The organism is Thalassospira profundimaris WP0211 (assembly GCF_000300275.1).
GTDB classification, from domain to species: domain Bacteria; phylum Pseudomonadota; class Alphaproteobacteria; order Rhodospirillales; family Thalassospiraceae; genus Thalassospira; species Thalassospira profundimaris.
On the sequence record NZ_AMRN01000009.1, the window covers coordinates 126,163 to 148,878 of the forward strand.

The 22,716-nt window shown below is 55.6% G+C and carries 22 protein-coding genes and 1 pseudogene; 13 read left to right on the forward strand and 10 right to left on the reverse strand.

Translation table 11 applies throughout. From position 1 onward, the window contains the following. Positions 1 to 26: 26 nt before the first annotated feature. Both TH2_RS16620 and TH2_RS16625 read right to left on the reverse strand, forming a co-directional pair. Positions 27 to 608 carry a rhodanese-like domain-containing protein gene (locus tag TH2_RS16620; RefSeq protein ID WP_008891602.1) on the reverse strand — a complete coding sequence of 194 codons (582 nt, stop codon included), beginning with the start codon at positions 606 to 608 and terminating at the stop codon, positions 27 to 29. Positions 609 to 626: 18 nt separating this feature from the next. Beyond that, positions 627 to 1,085: a DsrE family protein gene (locus TH2_RS16625; RefSeq protein WP_008891603.1), complete on the reverse strand. Its 459-nt coding sequence runs from the start codon at positions 1,083 to 1,085 to the stop codon at positions 627 to 629. Positions 1,086 to 1,461: 376 nt separating this feature from the next. On the opposite strand from TH2_RS16625, the gene rpsD reads away from it, so the two are divergent. Then, positions 1,462 to 2,079 (forward strand): 30S ribosomal protein S4, encoded by a 618-nt coding sequence (rpsD, locus tag TH2_RS16630; RefSeq protein WP_008891604.1) that lies wholly within the window; start codon positions 1,462 to 1,464, stop codon positions 2,077 to 2,079. 253 nt (positions 2,080 to 2,332) lie between these two features. Next, a complete protein-coding gene (locus tag TH2_RS16635; protein ID WP_008891605.1) occupies positions 2,333 to 3,139 on the forward strand; it encodes a hypothetical protein in 807 nt (268 codons plus the stop codon). 16 nt (positions 3,140 to 3,155) lie between these two features. Here the strand turns inward: TH2_RS16635 and TH2_RS16640 are convergent, their stop codons facing one another. The 4 genes from TH2_RS16640 to TH2_RS16655 form a co-directional block, all read right to left on the reverse strand. After that, a complete protein-coding gene (locus TH2_RS16640) occupies positions 3,156 to 5,357 on the reverse strand; it encodes a mechanosensitive ion channel family protein (RefSeq protein ID WP_008891606.1) in 2,202 nt (733 codons plus the stop codon). Between the two features lie 195 nt (positions 5,358 to 5,552). Then, positions 5,553 to 5,885 (reverse strand): Grx4 family monothiol glutaredoxin, encoded by a 333-nt coding sequence (gene grxD, locus TH2_RS16645; protein ID WP_008891607.1) that lies wholly within the window; start codon positions 5,883 to 5,885, stop codon positions 5,553 to 5,555. Between the two features lie 93 nt (positions 5,886 to 5,978). Beyond that, positions 5,979 to 6,887, reverse strand: a complete 909-nt coding sequence (gene rarD / locus TH2_RS16650; RefSeq protein ID WP_008891608.1) for an EamA family transporter RarD — start codon at positions 6,885 to 6,887, stop codon at positions 5,979 to 5,981. Positions 6,888 to 7,059: 172 nt separating this feature from the next. After that, on the reverse strand, positions 7,060 to 7,293 hold the full coding sequence (locus TH2_RS16655) for a BolA family protein (RefSeq protein WP_008891609.1): 234 nt from the start codon (positions 7,291 to 7,293) through the stop codon (positions 7,060 to 7,062). Between the two features lie 333 nt (positions 7,294 to 7,626). On the opposite strand from TH2_RS16655, the gene TH2_RS16660 reads away from it, so the two are divergent. After that, positions 7,627 to 8,121 carry a glyoxalase superfamily protein gene (locus tag TH2_RS16660; protein ID WP_008891610.1) on the forward strand — a complete coding sequence of 165 codons (495 nt, stop codon included), beginning with the start codon at positions 7,627 to 7,629 and terminating at the stop codon, positions 8,119 to 8,121. A gap of 71 nt (positions 8,122 to 8,192) precedes the next feature. Continuing rightward, positions 8,193 to 8,576: a GIY-YIG nuclease family protein gene (locus TH2_RS16665; RefSeq protein ID WP_008891611.1), complete on the forward strand. Its 384-nt coding sequence runs from the start codon at positions 8,193 to 8,195 to the stop codon at positions 8,574 to 8,576. Here the strand turns inward: TH2_RS16665 and moaA are convergent. From moaA to TH2_RS16680, 3 genes are all read right to left on the reverse strand, one after another. Further along, positions 8,573 to 9,571, reverse strand: coding sequence for a GTP 3',8-cyclase MoaA (moaA, locus tag TH2_RS16670; RefSeq protein WP_008891612.1), 999 nt, complete (start codon positions 9,569 to 9,571; stop codon positions 8,573 to 8,575). The two genes, TH2_RS16665 and moaA, sit on opposite strands and share 4 nt — an antisense overlap. A 221-nt stretch (positions 9,572 to 9,792) precedes the next feature. Further along, positions 9,793 to 10,605, reverse strand: a complete 813-nt coding sequence (locus tag TH2_RS16675) for a hypothetical protein (RefSeq protein WP_008891613.1) — start codon at positions 10,603 to 10,605, stop codon at positions 9,793 to 9,795. A gap of 155 nt (positions 10,606 to 10,760) precedes the next feature. After that, positions 10,761 to 10,946, reverse strand: a complete 186-nt coding sequence (locus tag TH2_RS16680) for a DUF3553 domain-containing protein (RefSeq protein WP_008891614.1) — start codon at positions 10,944 to 10,946, stop codon at positions 10,761 to 10,763. 294 nt (positions 10,947 to 11,240) lie between these two features. Here TH2_RS16680 and TH2_RS16685 point away from each other — a divergent pair, with 294 nt between their 5' ends. From TH2_RS16685 to TH2_RS16720, 7 genes and pseudogenes are all read left to right on the forward strand, one after another. Continuing rightward, positions 11,241 to 11,846: a histidine phosphotransferase family protein gene (locus TH2_RS16685; RefSeq protein WP_008891615.1), complete on the forward strand. Its 606-nt coding sequence runs from the start codon at positions 11,241 to 11,243 to the stop codon at positions 11,844 to 11,846. A 142-nt stretch (positions 11,847 to 11,988) separates the two neighbouring features. Continuing rightward, positions 11,989 to 14,694, forward strand: coding sequence for a hybrid sensor histidine kinase/response regulator (locus TH2_RS16690; RefSeq protein ID WP_008891616.1), 2,706 nt, complete (start codon positions 11,989 to 11,991; stop codon positions 14,692 to 14,694). Positions 14,695 to 14,710: 16 nt separating this feature from the next. Further along, positions 14,711 to 15,217: a chemotaxis protein CheW gene (locus TH2_RS16695; RefSeq protein WP_008891617.1), complete on the forward strand. Its 507-nt coding sequence runs from the start codon at positions 14,711 to 14,713 to the stop codon at positions 15,215 to 15,217. 82 nt (positions 15,218 to 15,299) lie between these two features. Beyond that, positions 15,300 to 15,665: a response regulator gene (locus TH2_RS16700; RefSeq protein WP_008891618.1), complete on the forward strand. Its 366-nt coding sequence runs from the start codon at positions 15,300 to 15,302 to the stop codon at positions 15,663 to 15,665. A gap of 68 nt (positions 15,666 to 15,733) precedes the next feature. Next, on the forward strand, positions 15,734 to 17,383 hold the full coding sequence (locus TH2_RS21925) for a chemotaxis protein CheB (protein WP_008891619.1): 1,650 nt from the start codon (positions 15,734 to 15,736) through the stop codon (positions 17,381 to 17,383). A gap of 9 nt (positions 17,384 to 17,392) precedes the next feature. Then, positions 17,393 to 18,205 (forward strand): annotated as a pseudogene (locus tag TH2_RS21820) (CheR family methyltransferase); the annotation flags it as partial. A 618-nt stretch (positions 18,206 to 18,823) separates the two neighbouring features. Further along, complete coding sequence (locus TH2_RS16720) at positions 18,824 to 19,471, forward strand: methyltransferase family protein (protein ID WP_008891621.1); 648 nt, start codon at positions 18,824 to 18,826, stop codon at positions 19,469 to 19,471. A gap of 100 nt (positions 19,472 to 19,571) precedes the next feature. On the opposite strand, the gene ctrA is transcribed toward TH2_RS16720, so the two are convergent. Continuing rightward, complete coding sequence (ctrA, locus tag TH2_RS16725; RefSeq protein ID WP_008891622.1) at positions 19,572 to 20,267, reverse strand: response regulator transcription factor CtrA; 696 nt, start codon at positions 20,265 to 20,267, stop codon at positions 19,572 to 19,574. A gap of 405 nt (positions 20,268 to 20,672) precedes the next feature. On the opposite strand from ctrA, the gene fliI reads away from it, so the two are divergent. Further along, positions 20,673 to 22,262 (forward strand): flagellar protein export ATPase FliI, encoded by a 1,590-nt coding sequence (gene fliI / locus TH2_RS16730; protein ID WP_008891623.1) that lies wholly within the window; start codon positions 20,673 to 20,675, stop codon positions 22,260 to 22,262. A gap of 23 nt (positions 22,263 to 22,285) precedes the next feature. Then, positions 22,286 to 22,714 (forward strand): flagellar export protein FliJ, encoded by a 429-nt coding sequence (locus TH2_RS16735; RefSeq protein WP_008891624.1) that lies wholly within the window; start codon positions 22,286 to 22,288, stop codon positions 22,712 to 22,714. Positions 22,715 to 22,716: the final 2 nt, after the last annotated feature.

Consider the following 22,716-nt stretch of genomic DNA (forward strand, 5'->3'; position numbering starts at 1 on the left):
TTGGCACAGCGCCCAATCATCAGGTGTTACGGCCGGTCGAGACGATAGATCTTGTCCGGGTTCGGTTTGCTTTGCCAAGGCAGGCCGTCATTCTGCCAGCCATTAAGCAGGCGCAGGCCTTTCTGCGGGCCTTCCTTGATCGCACTGCCCTGAAAACCGTGAACGACATAATGGGCATTGGCAAAACCGTTTTCCTGCAGGAAGGCGGCACTTGGTTTTCCGCGTTCGCTGCCCGATCGGCACATGGTGATCACGGTGGCGTTCTTATCCATGCCGCGCGCTTTCAGGGCGCCTTCGATTTGGGCTGCAAAGTCTGGGTTGCGATAAAGCCGAAAGCGGCCCTTTTCGGCGTCCCACTGGGTGCGATCCACGATCAGATAGGGGATGTTGATATCGACCGCGTCGGTAAAGCCGACAAACAGGATTTCCACCGGATCGCGAACATCAACAAACAGCACGTTGTCCTTTTGCGATGAAAGTTCGAGCGCCTTTGTGGTGGAAATACCCAGATCATCAGCCTTGGCCGAAACCGGAAGGGCGGCGGAAAAGGCGATGGCACAAAGCAAAGCCAGACCGGCCAGAATGGGGCGAATTTTAAACATGTTCATCATCGGGGTCCTTGGGGCTTAGAACGAAAAGACGCGGGTGTCCTCATTAACCATCATCTTGGCCATGGCGGGCGGGGTTGCGACACCAATGCCATTACGGAGCGCGCTTTGATCATGCGAACTGTTGGGCAGATAAAGTGCACAGACATTAACCGTCGCACCGCCAGTCATCAGCTTGGCCAGAAGCTGTTCGGGGGTGACTTTCTTGGGTTCAAGGGCCGGGCTTTGTGTTGCGCTGAGTGCAAGATCGCCTGCCGTGTCACATAACAGAACATCGACCTGCACACCTTGGGCCTGCATGGTGTTGCCAAGAACCATCGCCATGCCCTGGGTTTGCAGGGATGGGCTGGTCAGGATGATCAGGGCCTTGTCGATTTTGTCATCCGCCTTGGCAATGGCGACATTCAAAACAAGAAGAACAGCCATCAGAAGAAACATGAAGGCAAAACGGCCAGGGGTGATGGTGGATTTGTCCATGGGGGCGCTCCAAATTCTGGATTATCGATTGATGATAATATTTTAATTTGAGGGCGGGTTTGGGCGATATGACAATCGTCAATATGGTGTGAAAACAGGGCTAAGGTCTTGGAAAGCCCTCAGATAATGTGGGCTGGTTTGGAAAAGCCTTGCGCTGGCGTGCCAAGCCCTGCAAAAATTGCAGGCAGTGCTTGCGTTCGCAGGTCATTGAAACGGCCATTTTCGTTTGACTCTCGGGCCGTGATCTCTATATTGCGCCTCACTTCCGAGAAAGTGGGTCGAAACAGGTGGTTTCGTCCCCGTTCCGCATGTCTGTCTTCAGGCGGTTGGAAACTATCGGGACAATAAGTGATCTTTAAAAAAAGAGAGTTACAAAATGTCGAAACGTATTGCTGCAAAGCATAAGATTGACCGCCGCCTTGGTGTGAACCTTTGGGGCCGTGCAAAATCGCCGCTGAACAAGCGCGAATATGCACCGGGCATGCATGGTGCTACCCGCCGTAAGAAGCCGACCGACTATGGTACCCAGCTGTTCGCTAAACAGCAGCTCAAAGGCTACTACGGCTCGATCTCTGAAAAACAGTTCCTGCGCTACTACAAAGAAGCGTCCCGTCGTCCGGGCGATACCTCCGAGCATCTGGTTGGTATTCTTGAGCAGCGCCTCGATGCGGTTATTTATCGCATGAAATTCGTTCCGACCGTGTTTGCTGCACGTCAGTTCGTTAACCACGGCCACATTCTTGTCAACGGCAAGAAAGTAACCATCCCGTCCTACCTTGTTAAAGAAGGTGACGTTGTCGAAGTGAAATCCGCTTCGCGCGAAATCCCGATGGTTATGGAAGCAGCCAACCTGAACGAACGTGACGTTCCGGAATATCTCGACGTTGACGCGAAGGCCTTCAAAGGCACCTTCGTTCGCGTTCCGAAATTCGCTGAAATTCCGTACCCGGTTCAGATGCAGCCGAACCTGGTTATCGAATTCTACTCGCGTTAATTCGCGACGAACATATCACAGACTTCTGGTCTGTTTGCAGGGCGGTACAATTTATTGTACCGCCTTTGCTGTATCTGCTCCTTGCCAAATCAGCGGCTTAGGGCGGGCAGGGCCGTCCTATCCGCACGGTGACGGTCGAGGCACGCTTCGCGAAAAGCTTCTGGTCGCAGTTCGATTGTTTCATTATGGTTGTTTATTATATCTGACTGCCGTTTGAGATTTTTGCCTGCTTAAAGAAAAGGGTCGAGAGCCGATGTATGCAGCCGCAATGTGCATGATTTCCATCCTGTTCCTTGCGTCAGCTGCCATAGGCCAAACCGTTGTAAAGGTCGGCATTACCTCGATCCAGCCACCTTTGGTGATTGACGCGGTCGAAAAGCGCGGCCTTGTTTATGATGTCGTTGCCGCCCTGAACGAGCTGCAGTCTGATTACCAGTTCAAGGCCTATCACTATCCTGCCAAGAGATTGCTCGTCAGCTATCGCGATGAGGATGTTCACCTTGTTGCGTATAACGATGTCAAATGGGGCTGGCTTGAGCGCGACGGTGTTGGATCCGTCGATATGATTGACGGGCGGGATCTGTTTTTCACGTTGCGCGGCTATCAACCCCCGACGCAAAGGCCAGAACAGATCGGGGCCGTGCGCGGCTTCCACTATGCATTTGCCGATTTCGACAGTGCGAAACTAAGCCAGATGCCCAATGTCTCGCTTGTGAATAATGAAGACGGTGTTTTGCGTCTCGTCGAACATGGGCGCGTGGATAAGGGGATCGTAAGCGAGACGTTTCTTGAATGGATCGCGGTGTCCGAACCCGATGTCTATCAGGCGCTTGAGATTGACCGCGAACATCCCGATGACACCTATCACCGACAGTTCGTCGCCTTTCCGTACTCACCGATCAGTGTCACTGAGTTCAATCGGCTGGTCATGCAACTGACTGAAACCGGTGATCTGCAAGAAATCTATGCCAGATATGGTTTGACGGTCCCGGCAGCACTGGATGAAGAAGGCGCTGATGGTTCTGACGGGCGAAGCTATCTGGTCGGTCTTCTCGACTAAGTTCTAAAGCCCTTTGTCAGGCCGGTGGTTTGTTGATCTGCTCAGAGGCCTGCTGGGCCGCGGCGGCAACGGCTTCCTGCTTTTGTTCCGGTGTGGCATCGGCGGGCACGGCGACCTTGACATCGCGCGAGGCCATCTGGATGCCGTTTTCCTTGAACATGGCGAGAACCCGCTGATAGACGGTTTTGCGGATCATGAACTGTTCGCCGGGTTTTGAGGTATATTTCAGCCCGATCACCATGTTGAATTCTTCCATGCGGCGCACGCCCTGGGATTTCAACGGTTCGATGAAGCTGTCCCCAATCAGCGGATCTTCAAGCAGTTCTGCTGCGAGTTTCTTGACCAGCTTCTTGACCTTGTTCACATCCGTTTCAAACGGCACGCGGAATTCAAGTTTCACGATCACCCAGTCGCGGCTGTGGTTGACGATGGATTTGATCTCGCCAAACGGGACGGTCTGAAGCGGGCCACGGTGATGGCGCAACTGCATGGAGCGGATCGAGATGTTTTCGACCCGGCCGCGCAGATTTTCGACCTCGATATATTCACCCAGCCGGAACGCATCATCGAGCAGGAAGAAAACACCGGCCACGACATCACGCACCAGAGCCTGACTGCCAAAACCAAGGGCCAGGCCGACAACACCGGCACCGGCAATCAGCGGGCCGATATCAACGCCCAGCGATGACAAGGCAACCATCACCACCATGATGACAATCACGGTGAGCGCAAAGTTCTTGAGCAATGGCAGAAGTGTCTCGACCCGGGACAGTCCGGATCCGCCGCCTTCGTCACCCGCATTGCCCTGATTGGATGCATTCATGCGTTCATCAAGGAAGGTCTTGATCAGCGACCAGATAAGATCGGCGATCAGAAGGATCATGATGATTTCGGTCGAACTATCAATGATCCGGGCAAGGATCCCGGCATCGTTGGCCTGTGCCAGGCGATCAAAGCCCCAGATGCGCCACCAGCTTGCCAGCACAAACACCAAGGCAAGAAGACGAACACCGCGTTTGAGGACTTTGGTAAAGACCGGCGCCTTGGGTTTGACGGGTTCGAACTCCTCGTCATTTTCAAGGGCGATGGCTTCTGCGCGGGCGTTATGTTCGGCGGCTTCCTGTTCTGCGACTTGCAGTTTCTTGCGATGCTGGCTTTCGATGATGTTGCGGAAGACGACATCAAACAGGCAGGCAATGCCAATGGCCAGAAGCGCCTTAAGGATGCGTTCCGCGCCAATGACGGCAACCCCGCCGACCAGGATGAACCAGCCACAGACAATCACGGGCCACAGGCGGGCCATGGATGTCGGCAGGGCCATTTTTTCAACATCGCGGCTCGAAACGTGGCTGGCAAAGAACCGGCCAAGCGACAAAGTGGCCGCGCAAAAGGCAATGACCGAAATCACCACGGCAACGTCAAACAGGATGATATCGCCGGCGACCATGGTGGGAGCCGCACTGAAGACACCGGCAAGTGCAAAGGCAAACAACGAAATGCCGGCCGCCCAGGTCAGGCTTTTGGTCAGGGCCCGGGCCGCCAGCGGATCAACATTGATCATGCGCAGCCCTTCGGCCTTGGGTGCGAACAGGAACTGCAGGATGATGACCAGAACCCGAAGCGCAAAGAACGCCATCAGAAGCGACATGACTGCCGCCTTCATGATGTCGGGCCAGTCGAACATCATGAACGTGCCAAGCGATCCGATGGCAAAAACAAACAGCGACAGCAGCGACAGGATACTGAGTGCCAGAATATGTTTGAGGCGTTCGGAGAATTTTTTGGGCGTGCGGGCTTCGAGATTGGCGCACATCGGTGCTGACAACCTGCGATAGATCACCTCGGCCAGTATCCCGACACCCACAAACACGATGGTGAACAGCACAATCCGCATCAGACCACTTTGGCCAAAGTCGCTTGCAAGCAAATCCTGTGTGGCGGCGATTTCGCCCGGCAGGGCGTCAAGCCCGTGGATCGTTTCGGCGATACGCGCCTGTGTCCGGGCCACCCCTTCGTCAAGGAAACCATAATAGCTGAAGGTCTCGGCAACCACGCCCTCATCGGGGGAAGGGGCGCTATCGGTTGCGGCGGTATCGTCACTACCCCCCATTGCAGCAACGGCGGCCACCTGTGCCTGTGCGGGCATGACGGGTGCGATGAAAGACATCGCAAACAGCCAGATGGCAAAACATGCCATTGTTTTGATTGCTGATTTCATGCCGGTGACCTTCCCCTGTGGCGCAATGGACAGCATCGGTTAAAGATGGGGAAGGATCGCCAAACCATCAAGAAATAGTTTTGCAGGCGTCGACAAATGATCGCATTTGGAGTGTTTTTTTAGGCACGCAGATACAAAAAACGCGCTGGCGGGTGACCCGCACAGCGCGTTTGAGTGTCGGAATTGCCTAGCGCTTTAAGCGGCAGCAACGCCCTTGTCTTTAAGGTGCTGGGACAGCTCGCCGCTGGCAGCCATTTCACGTACGATATCGCAACCGCCAAGGAACTCGCCTTTGACGTAAAGCTGCGGAATGGTCGGCCAGTTCGAGAAGTCCTTGATGCCCTGACGGATGGCCGGATCGACCAGTACGTTGACATCCTTGAACGGAACGCCGATCTCGGCCAGAACCTGCACAACAGCAGCGGAGAAGCCGCACTGCGGGAACATTGCGGTCCCTTTCATGAACAGGACGACGTCATTGTCATCGACGTCTTTCTGGATGCGCTCGAATACCGGATTGTCGGTCATGATGATTGTCCTTGGCTTTGGGCGGTGATCTCTCGACCGCGAATTCGGGTTAAACTTTTATGGCCGAAGATATGGCTGGAACCTGCGGTTCTGTCAACTCTTGGCGCGATTTTGCCGCGCGGTGCGCAGGTTATCCCAGCTGTAAATACCAAGTCCGAACCACACCAGGCCATATGTCACCATATGCGCGGTGGTAAAGGCTTCGCCAAATACCAGGACCGCAATAAGGAATTGCAATGTCGGATTAATGTATTGCATCAGGCCGAGTGCTGAAAATTTCATATTGCGCGCGGCAAAGGCAAACAGTACGAGCGGTATTGTTGTCAGGATCCCAAGACCGATCAACAGTGCGTCTTGCGCGATCCCGATATGGCCAAATGCCGCATCGCCCTGGCTTTCCAGCCAGAAAATATAGCCCAGCGTCACCGGTGAGAGCAGCGCACATTCCACAAAAAGACCGGCAATCGGATCGGCAGGGACAAATTTGCGGATCACGCCGTAAAAGGCAAACAGCGTAGACAGGCTAAGCGCAATCCATGGCAGATGGCCGTAAAACACCAACAGGTTCAAAACGCCGATGGTACAGATCGCAACCGAAACCAACTGAACGCGATTAAGCTTCTCGGCAAAGAAAACCCGGCCCAGCAGAAGCATGACCAGCGGCATGATGTAATAGCCAAGGCTTGCCTCAAGTGCATTGCCACTATTGATCGCCCAAATGTAAATGACCCAGTTTCCAGCGACCAAAATACTGCTCAGAAACAGCAGGCCGATGGTGCGGGTCGATGAGATGAGCTCGAGAAGTTTCTTTCGACGACCCAGTGCAAGCACCAGAATCAGCGTCAAAACCGCCGACCATAAAATCCGGTGCGCCAGAATTTCAAAAGGCTCGGCAAAGCCAACCTGCTTGAAATACAGGCCAAAGGCACCCCAGATGGTAAACGCGCCAAGCCCGGCGAGGGGGCCCGGGCCGATCAGTGCCGGTTTTTCTTGAGAAGACATAACATTAAGCCGTGGTCAGTGAATGGGGCTGTGACCGGCCGCTTAAGTCTTCGGACCAGCTCAGTTTGATCGGAAAGGCAACAGGGGCCGAAGGCAAACGGCCACTGAGTTTGGTCTGGCGAAGCGGTTCGTGGTGGCGAGGTGCTTTGCCAAAGTTTTATCTTGCGTGACCTTATTCCGGCGCAGAAGTCTGCAGGGCCAGCGCATGCAGATCGCCGCCCATTTTACCCTTGAGGGCGGAATAGACCATCTGGTGCTGAACCACGCGGGTTTTGCCGCGGAACTGTTCGGAGACGACAATCGCAGCATAATGATCGCCATCGCCGCGCAAATCCTCAATGCGGACCTGTGCATCGGGAAGGGCTTCCTTGATCATGCTTTCGATTTCATAGGCTTCCATGGCCATGGCGCATATTCCTTATGGTTGATCGGCGCATATTCGGGACCGCCGATATGACTTGTTTTCACTGGTATATGTTGTTGTCACGGGGGCTGTCAATTTTTGAGAAAGGCGCGCCATCCGCCGATGTCAGGCCAGAACCGCACAGTATCAGGCAATGCGAAAACCTTGTTTTTGGGCTGAGATTGGGCTAACACGCTTTTTACGGGGTGCGCACCCCTGCCGTCCGCAAGGTTTATGCCTTTGGTAAAGTGCGTGGAATGAAATTTTCGGACCCGTTTCCCGATCAGGATACGGCCCGGCAATGCGGACCCCCGGCCTCCTGCGTGGAGACGATTTATGACTTCCAATACGCTCAATATCAGCCGTGCCGACATTGAAACGGACGCGACCGAGCAATTCAAGGCACAGGCCAAACGCCTGCGCAAAGCCTTGGCCGCGCGTGATGTTTCGATCTCGCATACCGGTTCGCTAGAACTGCTGGCGCAAAGTCATGGTTTTCGTGACTGGAATACCGCCGTTGCCATGGCACGGCGCAATATCCCGACCAGTGTGTCTGATCTTGGCATCGGCAAACGGTTTGCCGGCTCCTACCTTGGTCATGCTGTCACCGGCTTGATCCGAAGCGTCACCGCGACCCCGACACCGGGCGTGTTCCGGGTCGAAGTGCATCTTGATGAACCGGTGGATGTGGTGGAATCAAAACGCTTTAGCGGCTTTCGCCAACGCATTGGCGCACGGATCAACGAACATTGCGAACCGGTCCTGACCAACGGCATGGCCGGACCCGGACTTTCGATTGATCTGTTGCTGCGAGACTCCCCGGACGCGTGAGCACATTTTTCCCAGAGATAAATGACCAAACCCTCCGGCAACTTCCAAAAGTTGCCGGAGCTTACGTTCTGGTGATCGAACTCGAAGCTGACCTGACGCTTCAAAACAAACGGTTTGCCGGGATCACCCTTGCCAAAGGAACCTACCTCTATTGCGGCTCCGCCAACGGTCCCGGCGGTATTGCGGCGCGTGTCAAACGCCACTGCAAGGCGGACAAGAAACCCCACTGGCATGTCGATGAACTGACGTCAAACGGGGCAGGGCGGGTTGTTTCGGTGCTGGTGGTGCCGGGTGGGAATGAGTGTGAACTGCGTGCTGGACTACAGGACCAAAGCACACCGGTTCCAGTGCCGGGATTTGGCAGCAGCGATTGCACCAAATGTGCGTCACATCTGATCAGTACAGGCGTTGGGAATCATTTGATGGTTCTGAGAAGTCTTGCCGGGGCTGCTTAGCCGCCAGTCATACTCATATGCCGACCGACAGCCGGTTTCTGGCCTTTGCGGTCGATGACAAAATCATGGCCCTTGGGTTTGAGGTCCATGGCGGCATCCAGCATCTGATCAAGGGCGCGCGGGTCGCCGGTACGAAGGGCGGCGCGCAGGTCAACGTGATCTTCCTGACCAAGGCACATGTAAAGCATACCGGTGCAAGTCACACGTACGCGGTTGCAGCCTTCGCAGAAATTATGGGTGAGCGGCGTGATAAAACCGAGCCGCCCGCCGGTTTCAGCCACCGTGGTATAGCGGGCCGGGCCCGGTGTGACATATTCGGACGGGATCAGGGTGTATTCCTGCTCCAACCTTTCGCGCACAGCAGTCAGCGGCAGGTATTGGTCGGTTCGGTCGCCATCAATGTCGCCAAGCGGCATGGTTTCGATCAGGCAAAGATCAAAGCCCTCCTTACCACACCAGGCGACAAGGCGTGACATTTCGTCTTCGTTGAAATTGCGAAGCGCAACCGTATTGATCTTGATCGAAATACCGGCCTGTTTGGCGGCCTCAAGCCCGGCCAGCACCTGTTCAAGGCGACCGCGGCGGGTGATTTCGGTGAATTTCTGAGAATCCAGACTATCAAGCGAGATGTTAAGGCGCTTCACACCCAGGCGCGCCAGATCATCGGCATAGGTGGCAAGCTGGCTGCCATTGGTGGTCATGGTCAGTTCATCGAGCGCGCCGGTTTTAAGATGGCGCGACAGATTGGCGATCAGATCCATGATGCCACGACGGACCAGCGGTTCACCGCCGGTCAGGCGCAGTTTGCGCACACCGCGCGTGATGAAAGCCGTGCAAAGCTGATCGAGTTCTTCAAGCGATAGAACATCGGATTTGGGCAGGAACGTCATGTTTTCCGCCATGCAATAGGTGCAGCGGAAATCGCAGCGATCGGTTACCGAAACGCGCAGGTAAGAGACATGTCTGCCATATTTGTCGATCAGCGGTTTGGTCATGGTGGCGTTTCAACGGTGTTTTTGAGTTTGCGGACTTTATGCAATCGTTGTGAGGCGACTGTGGCACAGCAGACGGGGTTTTGACCAGTCTGTTTCGATCTGTGGTGTTCACCTTTCCGTCAGGTAAAAACGATATGAGCCACGGTCCAATAACGATCGCAGCTTATATACTCGTTCGTTAAGGGTTAACCGTCAGGTAACGGGTGCCCGCAGGTCGCCGATCACTTTGATAATTTGGCGACGTCGGCATCAATGCATTTGACCACTTCGCGCAGGGTGGCGACGTTCTCGCGGCCCATCCGCGCGACCAGTTCGGCGGAATGTTCCGGCACGGCAAGCGTCTTGCGCACATCGGCAAACAGCGCATCAAGCAGGCGGATGCAATGGGTTTCTGTGAATTCCCAACGTTCTTCGCCGTGGACCATGTTGTCATTGACGAGCTGGATCAGCCATTTCTTGCGGTGTTCATAATTGCTGAAATGCAGCGCCATGCGGGCAAACACCAGATTGATCCGCGACCGGACTTCCGGGGTTTTGGCCAGATGATCCCAGTATTCCGAAGGATTGCGCAACTCGTCATCATCATTGGCGTGGGCTTCGATGATTTCGTGAATTTCACGATCGATTTCCTGAAGCATGTCCATGCCGACCATCATGCGGATGACCTTGAAGAAAGGCTGCAGGATGGTGCGTGACAGAGCACCATGTTCGATATCGCCGGCAGCATTGCCTTCAAGCAGATGATCAAAGCGCGAGACCAGCAGGCGCCCGAACGGGTCGTGACGCAGGGCTGCATGTTCGCGGGTCTTGATCGCTTCGAGGTCGCTTTCAAGGATCGCCCATGCATTGTCGAACAGGTCTTCGTTGTCGCGCAGGCTATTGAGCGATTTCAGGATCTGTTCTTCGGTAACGGAACCGCCATGGTTGCGGGCAACATGCACAAGACCCTGGGCAAATTGTTCCAGCACGGTAAAGGCCGCGACGTGGTGGCGCTGTTTAAAGCTGTCACGCGGTGGTTTATTGGCTGCGATCATGGGCTTCGAAACCTTCTTAAGACTGTTGTGCTCGTGTCAGGTTCATCTATCGAGTGTATGATAGAGTCCATCTTTATGGTGAATTGATTAACAATTCGATCCGAGCAATCCATGTGCCAAGCGTTGCCTTCAAGGACCGGTTGCAGGAAGGGCGCCTATTCGTAGCCCGCCGCGGCTTCGACAATTTCCAGAACGACATAGCGCTGGCGGATGATCTGGCGGCCGGCCTCTTCGAAATTGACAGCGATTCGATCTCCGTCAACGGCCTGAATGCGGCCCAGTCCCCAGTCCGGTTGATTGGGATGACGCACGATGGCGCCTGGCGTCAGCAAGAAATCCATTGGGTGCTCTGTATCCTGTGTTGCTGGCTTCAATATAGGTCGTTTGCCAAGGTCGCGCAATTTGCGGCTGCGTGTTGCGGATCGGATATCGGGCCCGATTTCGGAAAGCGGCAAAATTTGCCGGGTCGGAAAAGCCTGATTTTCGAGCGTGCTAAATAAGCTCTTAATATATCGGCGGCAATCTTGTGGCTTCTGCGAGTGACCTGTTCGCTCAGAACGGACCATTCGGGAAGCGCATCGTGTCTTGGGGCATGATGTTGTGACGATACGCAAAGACCTTGGAGAGCCCGCGCTATGGAAGAGGATGCCACCCTTGAACTGACCTTGATCGAACTGATCAGTTCGCGGATCTGTCATGATCTTGTCGGTCCGGTCGGGGCGGTCAATGCCGGGGCAGAACTGATGGGGGAAGACGGGGTTAGCGACGATGAGGCGCTGGCACTCATGCGCAAAAGCGGTCTTGAGGCCGCGCGTCGTTTGCAACTGTTCCGGTTGGCCTTCGGGCGTGCGGGCAGCAGTGCCGATACCGCCGCGATGCGTGAAGCGGCAAAACAGACTTATGCGGCCGAAGGGAAGGTCACACTCGATTGGCCGGATCTTCCAATTGATCCATCTCACGGGCGAATCGTATTGAACATGGTTATGCTAGCCCGTGAAGCTTTGCCGTTCGGTGGAACGCTTTCGGTTATGCGCGACTCCGGTAAAGTAACGGTTCTGGGCGAAGGCAAACGCGCTGCCTTGCGCCCTGAAATCATGAATGTATTGGAAAAAGAAGTTTCTACTGATGCACTCGATCCGCGCAATGTTCAGGCGTTTTTCTTGCGGAAACTGGCTAAACTCGGGGGTGGAGTGCTTTCGGTCTTGCAACAGGACGGAAATATTGCATTGATCTATGGATAAAAATTTGACCGGCAGGTCTGGTAATGGCGTGCAATAGCTTCTACCTAAGATACCGAAGTATAGTGTAATTGCACCAATTGGCGTTTTAATGGGAGTTCCAGTTCCGACAAGCTATTGATTGTTGGAGATTTGGAGGGGGTATATGGACGATCTTTTAAGTGAATTTCTGACCGAGACTTCTGAAAGCCTGTCGACGCTTGACGTCGAACTGGTGAAGCTGGAACAGAACCCGAATGATCCGGACATCTTGTCCAATATTTTCCGCTTGGTTCACACCATTAAGGGTACTTGCGGCTTCCTTGGCCTGCCGCGCCTTGAGGCTGTTGCCCACGCTGGCGAGAACGTGCTCGGTAAAATCCGTGACGGCGAACTTGTGGTGACACCTGATGCCGTGACGCTTGTTCTTGAGTCGATTGATACCATTAAGTACCTGCTGGGCGAGCTCGAACAGAACGAAACCGAGCCGGATGGCAATGATGCTGACCTGATCGGTCGTCTGAACCACTTTGCCGATACCGGCCAAATTCCGGGTGGTGCGCCGGCTGCTGCTGCAGCCCCGGCAGCAGAGGAAGCTGACGAAGAAGTTCCGATGACGGATGACGAAAAACTGCAGGCTGCTTTTGACGCCGCAGAATACGATCCCGATTTTGAAGTTCCTGACGAACCGGCTGCGGCCGCTGAACCGGAGCCGGAAGCACCGGCAAAACCGGCTGCTCCGCCCGCCGCTGCGAAATCCCAGGAAGTTGCGCCGGCCAAAAAGGCTGCCGAAAAGCCAAAGGCAGAGGCACCGCGCGCAGAAGCCAAGGAAAGCTCGGTTGCAGCCCAGACCATTCGTGTGAATGTCGAGCTGCTTGAAAACCTGATGACGCTCGTTTCCGAGCTCGTCCTGACCCGTAACCAGCTTTTGCAGATGGTTCGCGGCAAGGATGACAGTGAATTCACCGTGCCGTTGCAGCGCCTGTCGCACATCACGACCGACCTTCAGGAAGGCGTGATGAAGACCCGTATGCAGCCGATCGGCAACGCATGGGCGAAACTGCCGCGTATTGTTCGCGACCTTGCCCTTGAGATGAACAAGAAAATCGATCTGCAAATGATCGGTGCCGACACCGAACTGGACCGTCAGGTTCTTGAACTGATCAAGGACCCGCTGACCCACATGGTGCGTAACTCTGCCGACCATGGTCTGGAAGATATTCCGGGCCGTCGCGATGCAGGCAAGCCTGAAACCGGTACGGTCACGCTGAATGCGTATCACGAAGGTGGTCACATCATCATCGAGATTTCCGATGACGGTCGTGGCCTGAACCTTGAGCGCATTAAAGCTAAGGCGATTGCCAACGGTCTTGCGACCGAAAGCGAGCTTGAAGGTATGGGTGAACAGCAGATTCAGCAGTTCATCTTCAAAGCCGGTTTCTCGACCGCGGAAAAAGTGACTTCGGTTTCCGGTCGTGGTGTGGGTATGGACGTTGTGCGTACCAACATCGAAAAGATCGGTGGTACGGTCGAACTGAAATCGGTCGAAGGCCGTGGGTCGACCTTCATCATCAAGATCCCGCTGACGCTGGCCATTGTGTCGGCCCTGATCGTGGAAAGTGGCGGCGAACGCTTTGCCATTCCGCAGATCAGCGTTCTGGAACTTGTGCGTGCATCGAACAATTCCGAACATTCCATCGAACGCATTCACGATACGCCGGTCCTGCGCCTGCGTAACCGTCTGCTGCCGCTGGTCACGCTCAAGAAAATTCTTGGTCTTGATACCACTCAGGAAAGCGACGATGCCGTCGATGAAGAAGCATTCATCGTGGTTGCACAGGTTGGTACCTATTCGTTCGGTATCATCGTTGACCGCGTGTTCGACACCGAGGAAATCGTTGTTAAACCGGTGGCCCCGATCCTGCGCGATCTGTCGCTGTTCTCGGGTAATACCATCCTTGGCGACGGTAGCGTGATCATGATCCTTGATCCGAACGGCATTGCCACCCGCACCGGCGAAATCACCGTTGGTGGTTCGCAGGGTGTCGAAGGCAAGGCCAAGGCCGATGCATCGGATCGCGAAACCACATCCATGCTGGTCTTCCGGGCCGGTGGCAGCGAAGTGCGCGCGGTTCCGCTGGCGCTTGTTGCCCGTCTTGAAGAAATCGATGTCGAGAATATCGAACATTCGAATGGCCGTCCGCTGGTCCAGTACCGCGGCAAGCTTATGCCTCTTGTCTTTATCGATGGTAGCTACCAGATGAAGGCAGAAGGCCGTCAGCCGACCCTTGTGTTCCAGGATCGTGAACGCACCATGGGGCTGGTTGTCGACGAGATCGTCGATATTGTTGACGACGTGCTGAATGTTGAACTGACCGCAGATCAGGATGGTCTGGTTGGTTCGGCCGTGATTGACGGCAAGGCGACCGACCTTATTGATGCCGGTTACTACCTTGAACTGGCCTTCAGCGACTGGTTCGGCACCGAAGATAACGGCGGCGAGAAGAAGCGTGTTCTTCTGATCGATGACAGCCCGTTCTTCCGTAACCTGCTGACGCCGATGCTGTCGGTTGCCGGTTTCAATGTGACTGCGGTCGAAAATGCAGAACAGGCCATGGACCTTAAAAACCGTGGTGTTCTGTTTGACGCGATCATCAGTGACATCGAAATGCCGGGCATGAACGGCTTTGAATTTGCCGAAGCGCTTCAGGATGATGCAGAATGGGGTGAAATTCCGATTATTGCCCTTTCTTCGCACACCAAAGAGGAAGACTTCGAACGCGGTCGTCAGGTCGGTTTCAGCGACTATGTGGCCAAATTTGATCGCGATGCGCTTGTCTCGACCCTGATCCAGACACTGAGCAGCATGTAAGCGGGAGAACAGTCCTATGAGCGATAAAAACGCACTCGTCCCGAGCCAGGAAAAAGGCGGAGCCCTTGAACTTGGTGGTGACAGCCAGGATTTCGTGACCGCGAATATTGGCAAGCAGCTTTTCGGTATCCCTGTCCTGACCGTTCAGGATGTCCTGGGGCCGCAACGCATTACCCGTATCCCGCTTTCACCGCCGGAAGTGGCCGGATCGTTGAACCTTCGTGGTCGTATCGTGACCGCGATTGATGTCCGCAAACGTCTTGGTCTGCGTGACCGCGAAGATGATGAGCCGGGCATGAGCATCGTTGTCGATGAAGGTGGCGAACTTTACAGCCTGATGGTCGATCAGGTTGGAGAGGTTCTGAGCGTTCCGAAAAAGGCGTTCGAACAGAACCCGGCAACGCTCGATCCGCGCTGGCGCGAATTCTCGGACGGTATTTTCCGTCTCGACAAGAAGCTTCTGGTGATTCTCGACGTGACCCGTCTGCTTGATTTCACGTCTTCGATCAAGCAGGCCGGTTAACCTGATTTCCCATGCCGGGCACGCAATGTGCCCGGTTCCTGCCATTGTGGCTTAACGACCTAAGTAAGCGAGAAGGAAGTCGATGAAGAGTTGTCTCGTCGTCGATGATTCGAAAGTCATCCGGATGGTAGCAAGACGCATTCTCGAGGAAATCGGGTTTGCGGTTGTAGAGGCAGTGGACGGTCAGGAGGCACTCGACAAGTGCCTTGAGTCCATGCCCGACGCGGTTCTGCTTGATTGGAACATGCCCGTCAAAAGCGGAATCGAGTTCCTGCGTGAACTGCGTGCAACGCCTGGTGGCGATGATCCTGTTGTTGTGTTCTGTACAACTGAAAACGACCTTGAACACATTCAGGAAGCCATCACCGCTGGCGCGAACGAATACATCATGAAGCCGTTCGATAGCGAGATCATCCAGGCCAAGTTCGAGCAGGTCGGCCTGATCTAGGCCGGGGTGCTCACGAACCTGTAAGCCTTCAAGATCCGATCTCCATCATCAAGCGGGGACGCTACCACGTGGAAGAAACGCCCATCCATTCGCCATACAAAGTCCTGATCGTGGATGATTCCGCCATCGTGCGCGGACTTGTTACACGTATGATGACCGAAGACGCCGAAATCGAAGTCGTCGGATCGGTCAGCAATGGCGAAGAAGCACTGGCAGTCATGGAAAAAGGCGGCATCGAAGCCGTTGTTCTTGATATCGAAATGCCGGTGATGGATGGTTTGACGGCCTTGCCGAAACTGTTGGAGATTGATCCGACAGTCCGCGTGATCATGGCGTCCACACTCACCAAACGAAATGCCGATATCAGTTTCCAGGCGATGACGCTCGGGGCTGTGGATTACATCCCCAAGCCAAGCTCGTCAAAAGACCTGAATGTCGGCGAGGGGTTCCGCGAAGAACTTCTCGACAAGGTGAAAGCCTGGGCTGAACAGCGTCGCAAGATGCTTGAGGTCGAAGAATCTGCCGCGGCAGAAGCCGCTGCTGCCCAAGCCGCCCCCGAACCGGAACCGGAAGAAAAATCAACTGCGCCCGATGCCGAGGCATCTGAGCCCGATGACGCAGCTTCTGGCGGCAAGGCGGCTGCTTTCCGGGCGGAAATGTCGGTCGAACATCAGCAACTTCACAAACAAGGCCGGATCCAGCGCAAACGATTTACCGCCGAATTGCGCCCCCGTCCGATGCAGCAACACCGCCCGCAACCAACGCAGATGCGCCAGGCGCCGATGCCACAGCAACCGGCACCAAAGCCGCAACCGGCCACACCGGCATCGTCGGAGGCCGCAAAACCTGCTGCCAACCCGGCTGGTGGTGCAGCGCGTTCGACGACACCGTCACGCGATCCGGGCAGACTTATTCGCGATGCGGCCATTGCGGCAGGCGGGCAGGGCAAAACCGTGCCCAAAATGCCGGAACGCCCCGCCACAGCAGCACCCAGCGCAAGAACGGCACCGCCGGCCAAACGGCCAACCGCACCCGCGCCGCAAAAAAGTGCACGCGCCCAGCAGGTTCGTTCGGCAAGTGCACCGGCCCCGGCAAAACGCCAGTCCGCACGCGGTGGCGTCACGCTGCTGCCGGAAAAACGCATCAATGTCGAAGCCATCGCCATTGGCAGTTCGACCGGTGGGCCGCAGGCCTTGTTTGAAGTGTTGCGTGGCCTCAATGGCGTGCGCCAGCCAATCTTCATTACCCAGCATATGCCCGCGACCTTTACCACCATTCTGGCCGAGCACATCACCCGTCTGACCGGGCTTAAATGTCAGGAAGCACAAAACAATATGCCAATTGTTGGTGGACAGGTTTATCTTGCCCCCGGTGATTACCACATGACTGTAGAGGGGCGTGGTGCCAGCCGGCATCTGAAGCTAAATCAGAACCCGCCCGAGAATTTCTGTCGTCCGTCGGTCGATCCGATGTTGCGCAGTCTGGTCGCGAGTTACGGAGGAAACATTCTGACTGCAATACTTACCGGAATGGGGCAGGATGGTATGCTTGGTGGACGTGACGTGGTCAATGCGGGGGGCATGGTCGTGGCACAGGACGAGCAGAGTAGCGTTGTATGGGGGATGCCGGGCGCTGCGGCGCATGCCGGTATCTGTTCTGCGGTTTTGCCGGTGGGTGGGATTGCGGCCTATATCAAAAAATTCGCGGGGGGTCGTTAACCCACAATGATGAAGCCGGATGACTTCGAGTTTGTAAGCAGATTGATCAAGTCAAAGTCCGGGCTCGTTCTGAGCCAGGACAAGACTTATCTGCTCGAAAGCCGGTTGATGCCGATTGCACGCAAACGGGGCCTCAAGGACCTGACGGAGCTGATCGGTACGCTGCGAGGTGGCGACCGCAATCTGGTCGAAGAAGTCGTTGATGCGATGACGACCAATGAAAGCTTCTTCTTCCGCGATACCAAACCGTTTGACCAGTTCCGCCATGTTGTCCTGCCGCACATGATCAAGACACGTGCGTCGAAAAAACATCTGCGCATCTGGTGTGCTGCCGCCTCTTCCGGGCAGGAACCCTATTCGCTGGCGATGATCCTTGATGAATTCAAGTCGCAGCTCGCTGGTTGGCGGATCGATATTGTCGGGACGGATATCTCGCGCGAGATCCTGACCAAGGCGCGCGCAGGCCTGTATTCGCAATTCGAAGTCCAAAGGGGCCTTCCGATCGGTCTTCTGGTCAAATACTTCCAAAAGAAGGAAGACCAGTGGCAAATCTCGGCCGATATCCGGTCCAAGGTGCAGTACAAGGAATTCAACCTTCTGGAAGATTTCCGTCCGCTTGGGCAGTTTGATGTCGTCTATTGCCGTAACGTGCTGATCTATTTCGATCAACCGACCAAAAGTGACGTTCTTTCGCGTGTTTCTGCCCTGATGCCAGATGACGGTTTCCTGTTCCTTGGCGGGGCAGAGACGGTTCTGGGCATTTCCGACAAGTTCAAACCGCTTGCGCGTCAACGTGGCATTTATCAGCTTAACCGTCCGGGGGCACCGGAAGTCGATCTGACCGCTCTTGAAAAGGCGCAGGCGGGGGCCGCCAGTGCGGCCGGTGCTGCTGCACCCGGCGGCTTGGCCTTCCAGAAGCCCAAACATATGCAAACCGGTGCCGCGACCACGACGGGTACAACGGCCCGCCCGGCAGTCGGGACGACCGGAGCAACAGGAACAACCGGAACAGCAGGGACGGCAACAACCCGCCCCGCAGGTTCAGGTTTTGGCACCACGTCGACCCAGCGCCCGCTTGGCACCACCCCGTCAACCACCCGTCCGGGAACAACCGGAACCGGGAGCACGGGATCGGGCACAACTGGCAGCGCGTTCAGCAGACCGTCAGGTTCGACTGGTACAGGTTCAACCACACGTCCGGGAACAACGGATACCACGGGTTCGACCTATCGCCGCCCGCTTGGCACCGGAACCGGTGCTGGTGCCGGTGGTACGACACAGCGGCCAGGGACAGGCAGTAGCAATACAAGCGGTTCCAGCGGAACCACGCGCCCGTCCACGACCTTTGATCGGTCCCGCTTTGGCAAACCGGACGACAAGAAGTAGCTGACAGTTGGTTTCTTGCCGACTGTTCTGTTGAACTGAAAGTCGGGAAGGCCAATGACCTCAAATCCATCAAACACGATCGCCACACCGCGTCAGGACCTTCGCCGTGTCCAGCGCCGTCGCAAGCTTGCCATTGCAGGTATTGCGCTGTTGGTACTGTGTGCGCTTCCGCTCATGCAGTCGCTGGCACAGGTGGAGATGTTTACCCATGAAACGGTCGAGACCGGCGGGATCGTCCTGATTCTGATGGCCATTTTCGGGCGGGCCTGGTGCACGCTCTATATCGGCGGGCGCAAGGCGCGCGATCTGACCGATACCGGCCCCTATTCCCTCAGCCGCAATCCGCTTTATATGTTCAGCTTCATCGGCGCGACTGGCATTGGCGCGCAAACCGGAAGCCTTTTGATTGCCCTGTTGTTCGGGGTCGGGGCGTTTGGTGTGTTCTTGCCGGTGATCCTGCGCGAAGAAAGGGCGCTTGCGATGCTTTTTGGTGCATCGTTTGAAGATTACAAGACACGCGTGCCGCGGTTTGGCCCACGGTTTGGTGCCTGGCGCGACGCCGAGATACTTGAAGTTCGCCCGCATCTTTTGTGGCGAACATTGCGCGATGGGCTGGTCTTTCTGATGGTGATCCCGATTTTCGAACTGATTGATCGGTTGCAGATCAGCGGCCTTGTTGATCCGCTTATCTATTTGCCGTGATCAGAAACGAAAAACGCCCCGGTTCATCTCCGGGGCGTTTTTCGTATAGCGGCAACTGTTGGGGCGGTATCAGGCGTGCCTGATACCAAGTTCCCGAAAATCAGGCCGCAGCGCTGTTGGTGTCGGGATCGCGCAGGACATAGCCCCGGCCCCAAACCGTATGGATGTAATTGTCGCCCTTGGTCGCAGACTGGATTTTCTTGCGCAGTTTGCAGACAAAGACGTCAATGATCTTGAGTTCCGGCTCGTCCATACCGCCATAAAGGTGGTTGAGGAACATTTCCTTGGTCAGTGTCGTGCCCTTGCGCAACGACAGCAGTTCCAGAATGCCATATTCCTTGCCGGTCAGATGCAGCGGTTTGCCATCGACATCGACGGTGCGTGCATCCAGGTTGACGTTGAGTTTACCGGTCGAAATCATCGACTGGGCATGGCCGCGTGAACGGCGAACAATTGCCTGCACACGTGCCAGAAGTTCGGTTTTCTCGAAAGGCTTGGTCAGATAATCATCTGCGCCAAAGCCAAGGCCTTTGACCTTGTCTTCGGTTTCGGTCAGACCCGACAGGATCAGGACCGGTGTTTCGACGCGTGCGTCGCGCAAACGTCTCAGGACCTCGTAGCCGTCAATATCTGGCAGCATAAGGTCCAGAAGAATAATGTCATAATCGTAAAGCTTGCCGATCTCGAGACCATCTTCCCCAAGGTCGGTAGTGTCAATCACCATGCCCTCAGACTTAAGCATCAGTTCGATGCTGTCAGCATAGGTGTTGTCATCCTCAACAAGCAGCACCCGCATGTCTCTGCTCCGTTACCGTGTTCCGCAATAAGTCCGTGTTGATCCGGTAGATCGACAAGCGCCCCAACGATTGCCGGCCTTTGGGAAATTTTCCCCATTCGGTTAACGATACGTTGCTTTGCGACTCGTGGCAAGCAGGCGAGTCGCAACTTGTTAACTTTTTTTCGTTCAAAGAAGCGACTCGGGGACGGAACGCAAGTTTTCCCAACGGTTTGCGGTGTTAATTCCAAAAGCCTTATGCAACGAAAAAAAATCGATTTAATCGTCTACACGGCTTTTTAATACCGATTATGACTATATATTTGGTACGACGCGGTACGATTTGCCACCCCTGTTACCGTTCGGAGGGGCAAATTTCCGTGTTACAAGAGTTGTTTGTACCATTTTCGCTGAAAAGAACCGCCCGTGTTTCAGATTGGCCGCAATATCGTCGCAGAACTCCGCCGTATTCCCGACTATCGCGTGGTTGGCCGGGTGACTGCCGTTTTGGGCCTTCTGGTCGAGATTGGCGGGGTTGAAGGTGCGTTGTCGGTTGGCGACCGCTGCAAGGTCAAACGCCGCGATGGCAAAACCGTGATTTGCGAGGTTGTCGGTTTTCGCAACGAACGCGCCCTTTTGATGCCGTTTGGCATTCTGGACGGGATCGGGATCGGCTGCGAAGTCGAACTTGGCGATACCCAACCGCAAGTCTATCCCGATGAAAGCTGGCTGGGCCGTGTGGTCAATGCGTTTGGCGAGCCGGTTGATGGCAAAGGCCCGCTGTCTGAGGGCAACCGCCCGTATCCGATCCGCAACATGCCGCCATCGGCCCATTCGCGCCAGCGCGTGGCCGGCAAGATCGATCTGGGCGTTCGGGCGATGAACACGTTTCTGACCTGTTGCCGCGGGCAACGTATGGGCATCTTTGCCGGGTCGGGCGTTGGTAAATCAAGTTTGCTGTCAATGATGACGCGCCATACGACATCGGATGTGTCGGTGGTAGGGCTGATTGGCGAACGTGGCCGTGAAGCGCGCGAATTCATCGAAGATGATCTGGGCGAAGAAGGCCTGCGTCGTTCTGTTGTCGTCGTGGCGACATCGGATGAACCGCCGCTGATGCGCCGCCAGGCGGCCTATATGACCATGGCGCTTTCGGAATATTTCCGTGATGTCGGGCGCGATGTCTTGTGCATGATGGATTCCGTGACGCGCTTTGCCATGGCGCAACGTGAAATCAGCCTTTCGGTGGGCGAACCGCCAGCATCAAAGGGCTATACGCCGACCGTCTTTGCCGAATTGCCGCGTCTTTTGGAACGTGCCGGTCCCGGTGGGCCGGGGCAGGGATCGATCACCGGGCTGTTTACGGTTCTGGTTGATGGCGATGACCACAACGAACCGATTTCGGATGCGGTGCGCGGTATCCTGGATGGCCACGTGGTGCTGGACCGTGCGATTGCCGAGCAAGGCCGTTATCCGGCGATCAATATCCTGCGCAGCGTGTCGCGTACCATGCCAGGCTGTAATAACGAGGAAGAAAACCAGATCGTTGCCCGCGCGCGTCAGCTTTTGGCGACCTACGATGATATGGCGGAACTGATCCGCCTTGGCGCCTATCGCAAGGGTACCGATCCCAAGGTCGACGAAGCCATTCATTACTTCCCGCTGATCGAGGAATTCCTTAAACAGCGCAAGACAGAATGCACGCGCCTCAATGAGGGATATCTGGAATTGGCCCGGCGTCTCGATATGCTGGCCGAGCAACCCGAACAGCCTGCCCCTGCCCAAGGACAACCGGGTGGACAGGCGCGGCAAGCGGGAAGCGCCAATCCGCAACAGCCCGCAGCAGCGCCCGAAATGCAGCCCCCCCGCCCAGCACCGCCACCATCAATCGGGCCCAAGATCAATCGCGGACCCAAGGTCAGCAGCCGATCAAAACGCGACGGGCAGGACCTGAACGCGGCCAAGCGGGCGCTGCGTCGGGGCGGTAATGATGGCACCGGCGGGGCATCGGAATGATCGCGGACCCTAGGGGGTAACCCATGGCCAAGAATTTCAAAACACTGGTGCGCATGCGCAAATGGGCGCTTGATGAAAAGCAGCGCCAATTGGGCGAGATGCTTGGTGTGCTGGGTAATCTTGAGGCGGAAAAAGAGGCCCTCGAACAGGCGGTGCTGGCCGAGCAAAAGATCGCGGCCGAAAACCCGGAACTTGCCGGGTTTGCCTATGGCGGATTTGCCACCGCGGTGATCGCCGAGCGCGAGGCAATCGAAAAAATGATTGCCGAACAGGAAGAAAAGATCGACATCTTTCGCGATGAAGTTGCCGATGCCTTCAAGGAATTTAAAACCGCCGAAATTGCCGAACGTAATCGGCTTGAGGCCGAACGCGCCGAAGAAGACAAGAAAGAACAAGACGAACTTGACGAAATCGGCATGCGTTCGGCGACACGCGATGACGGGCTTATGTGATT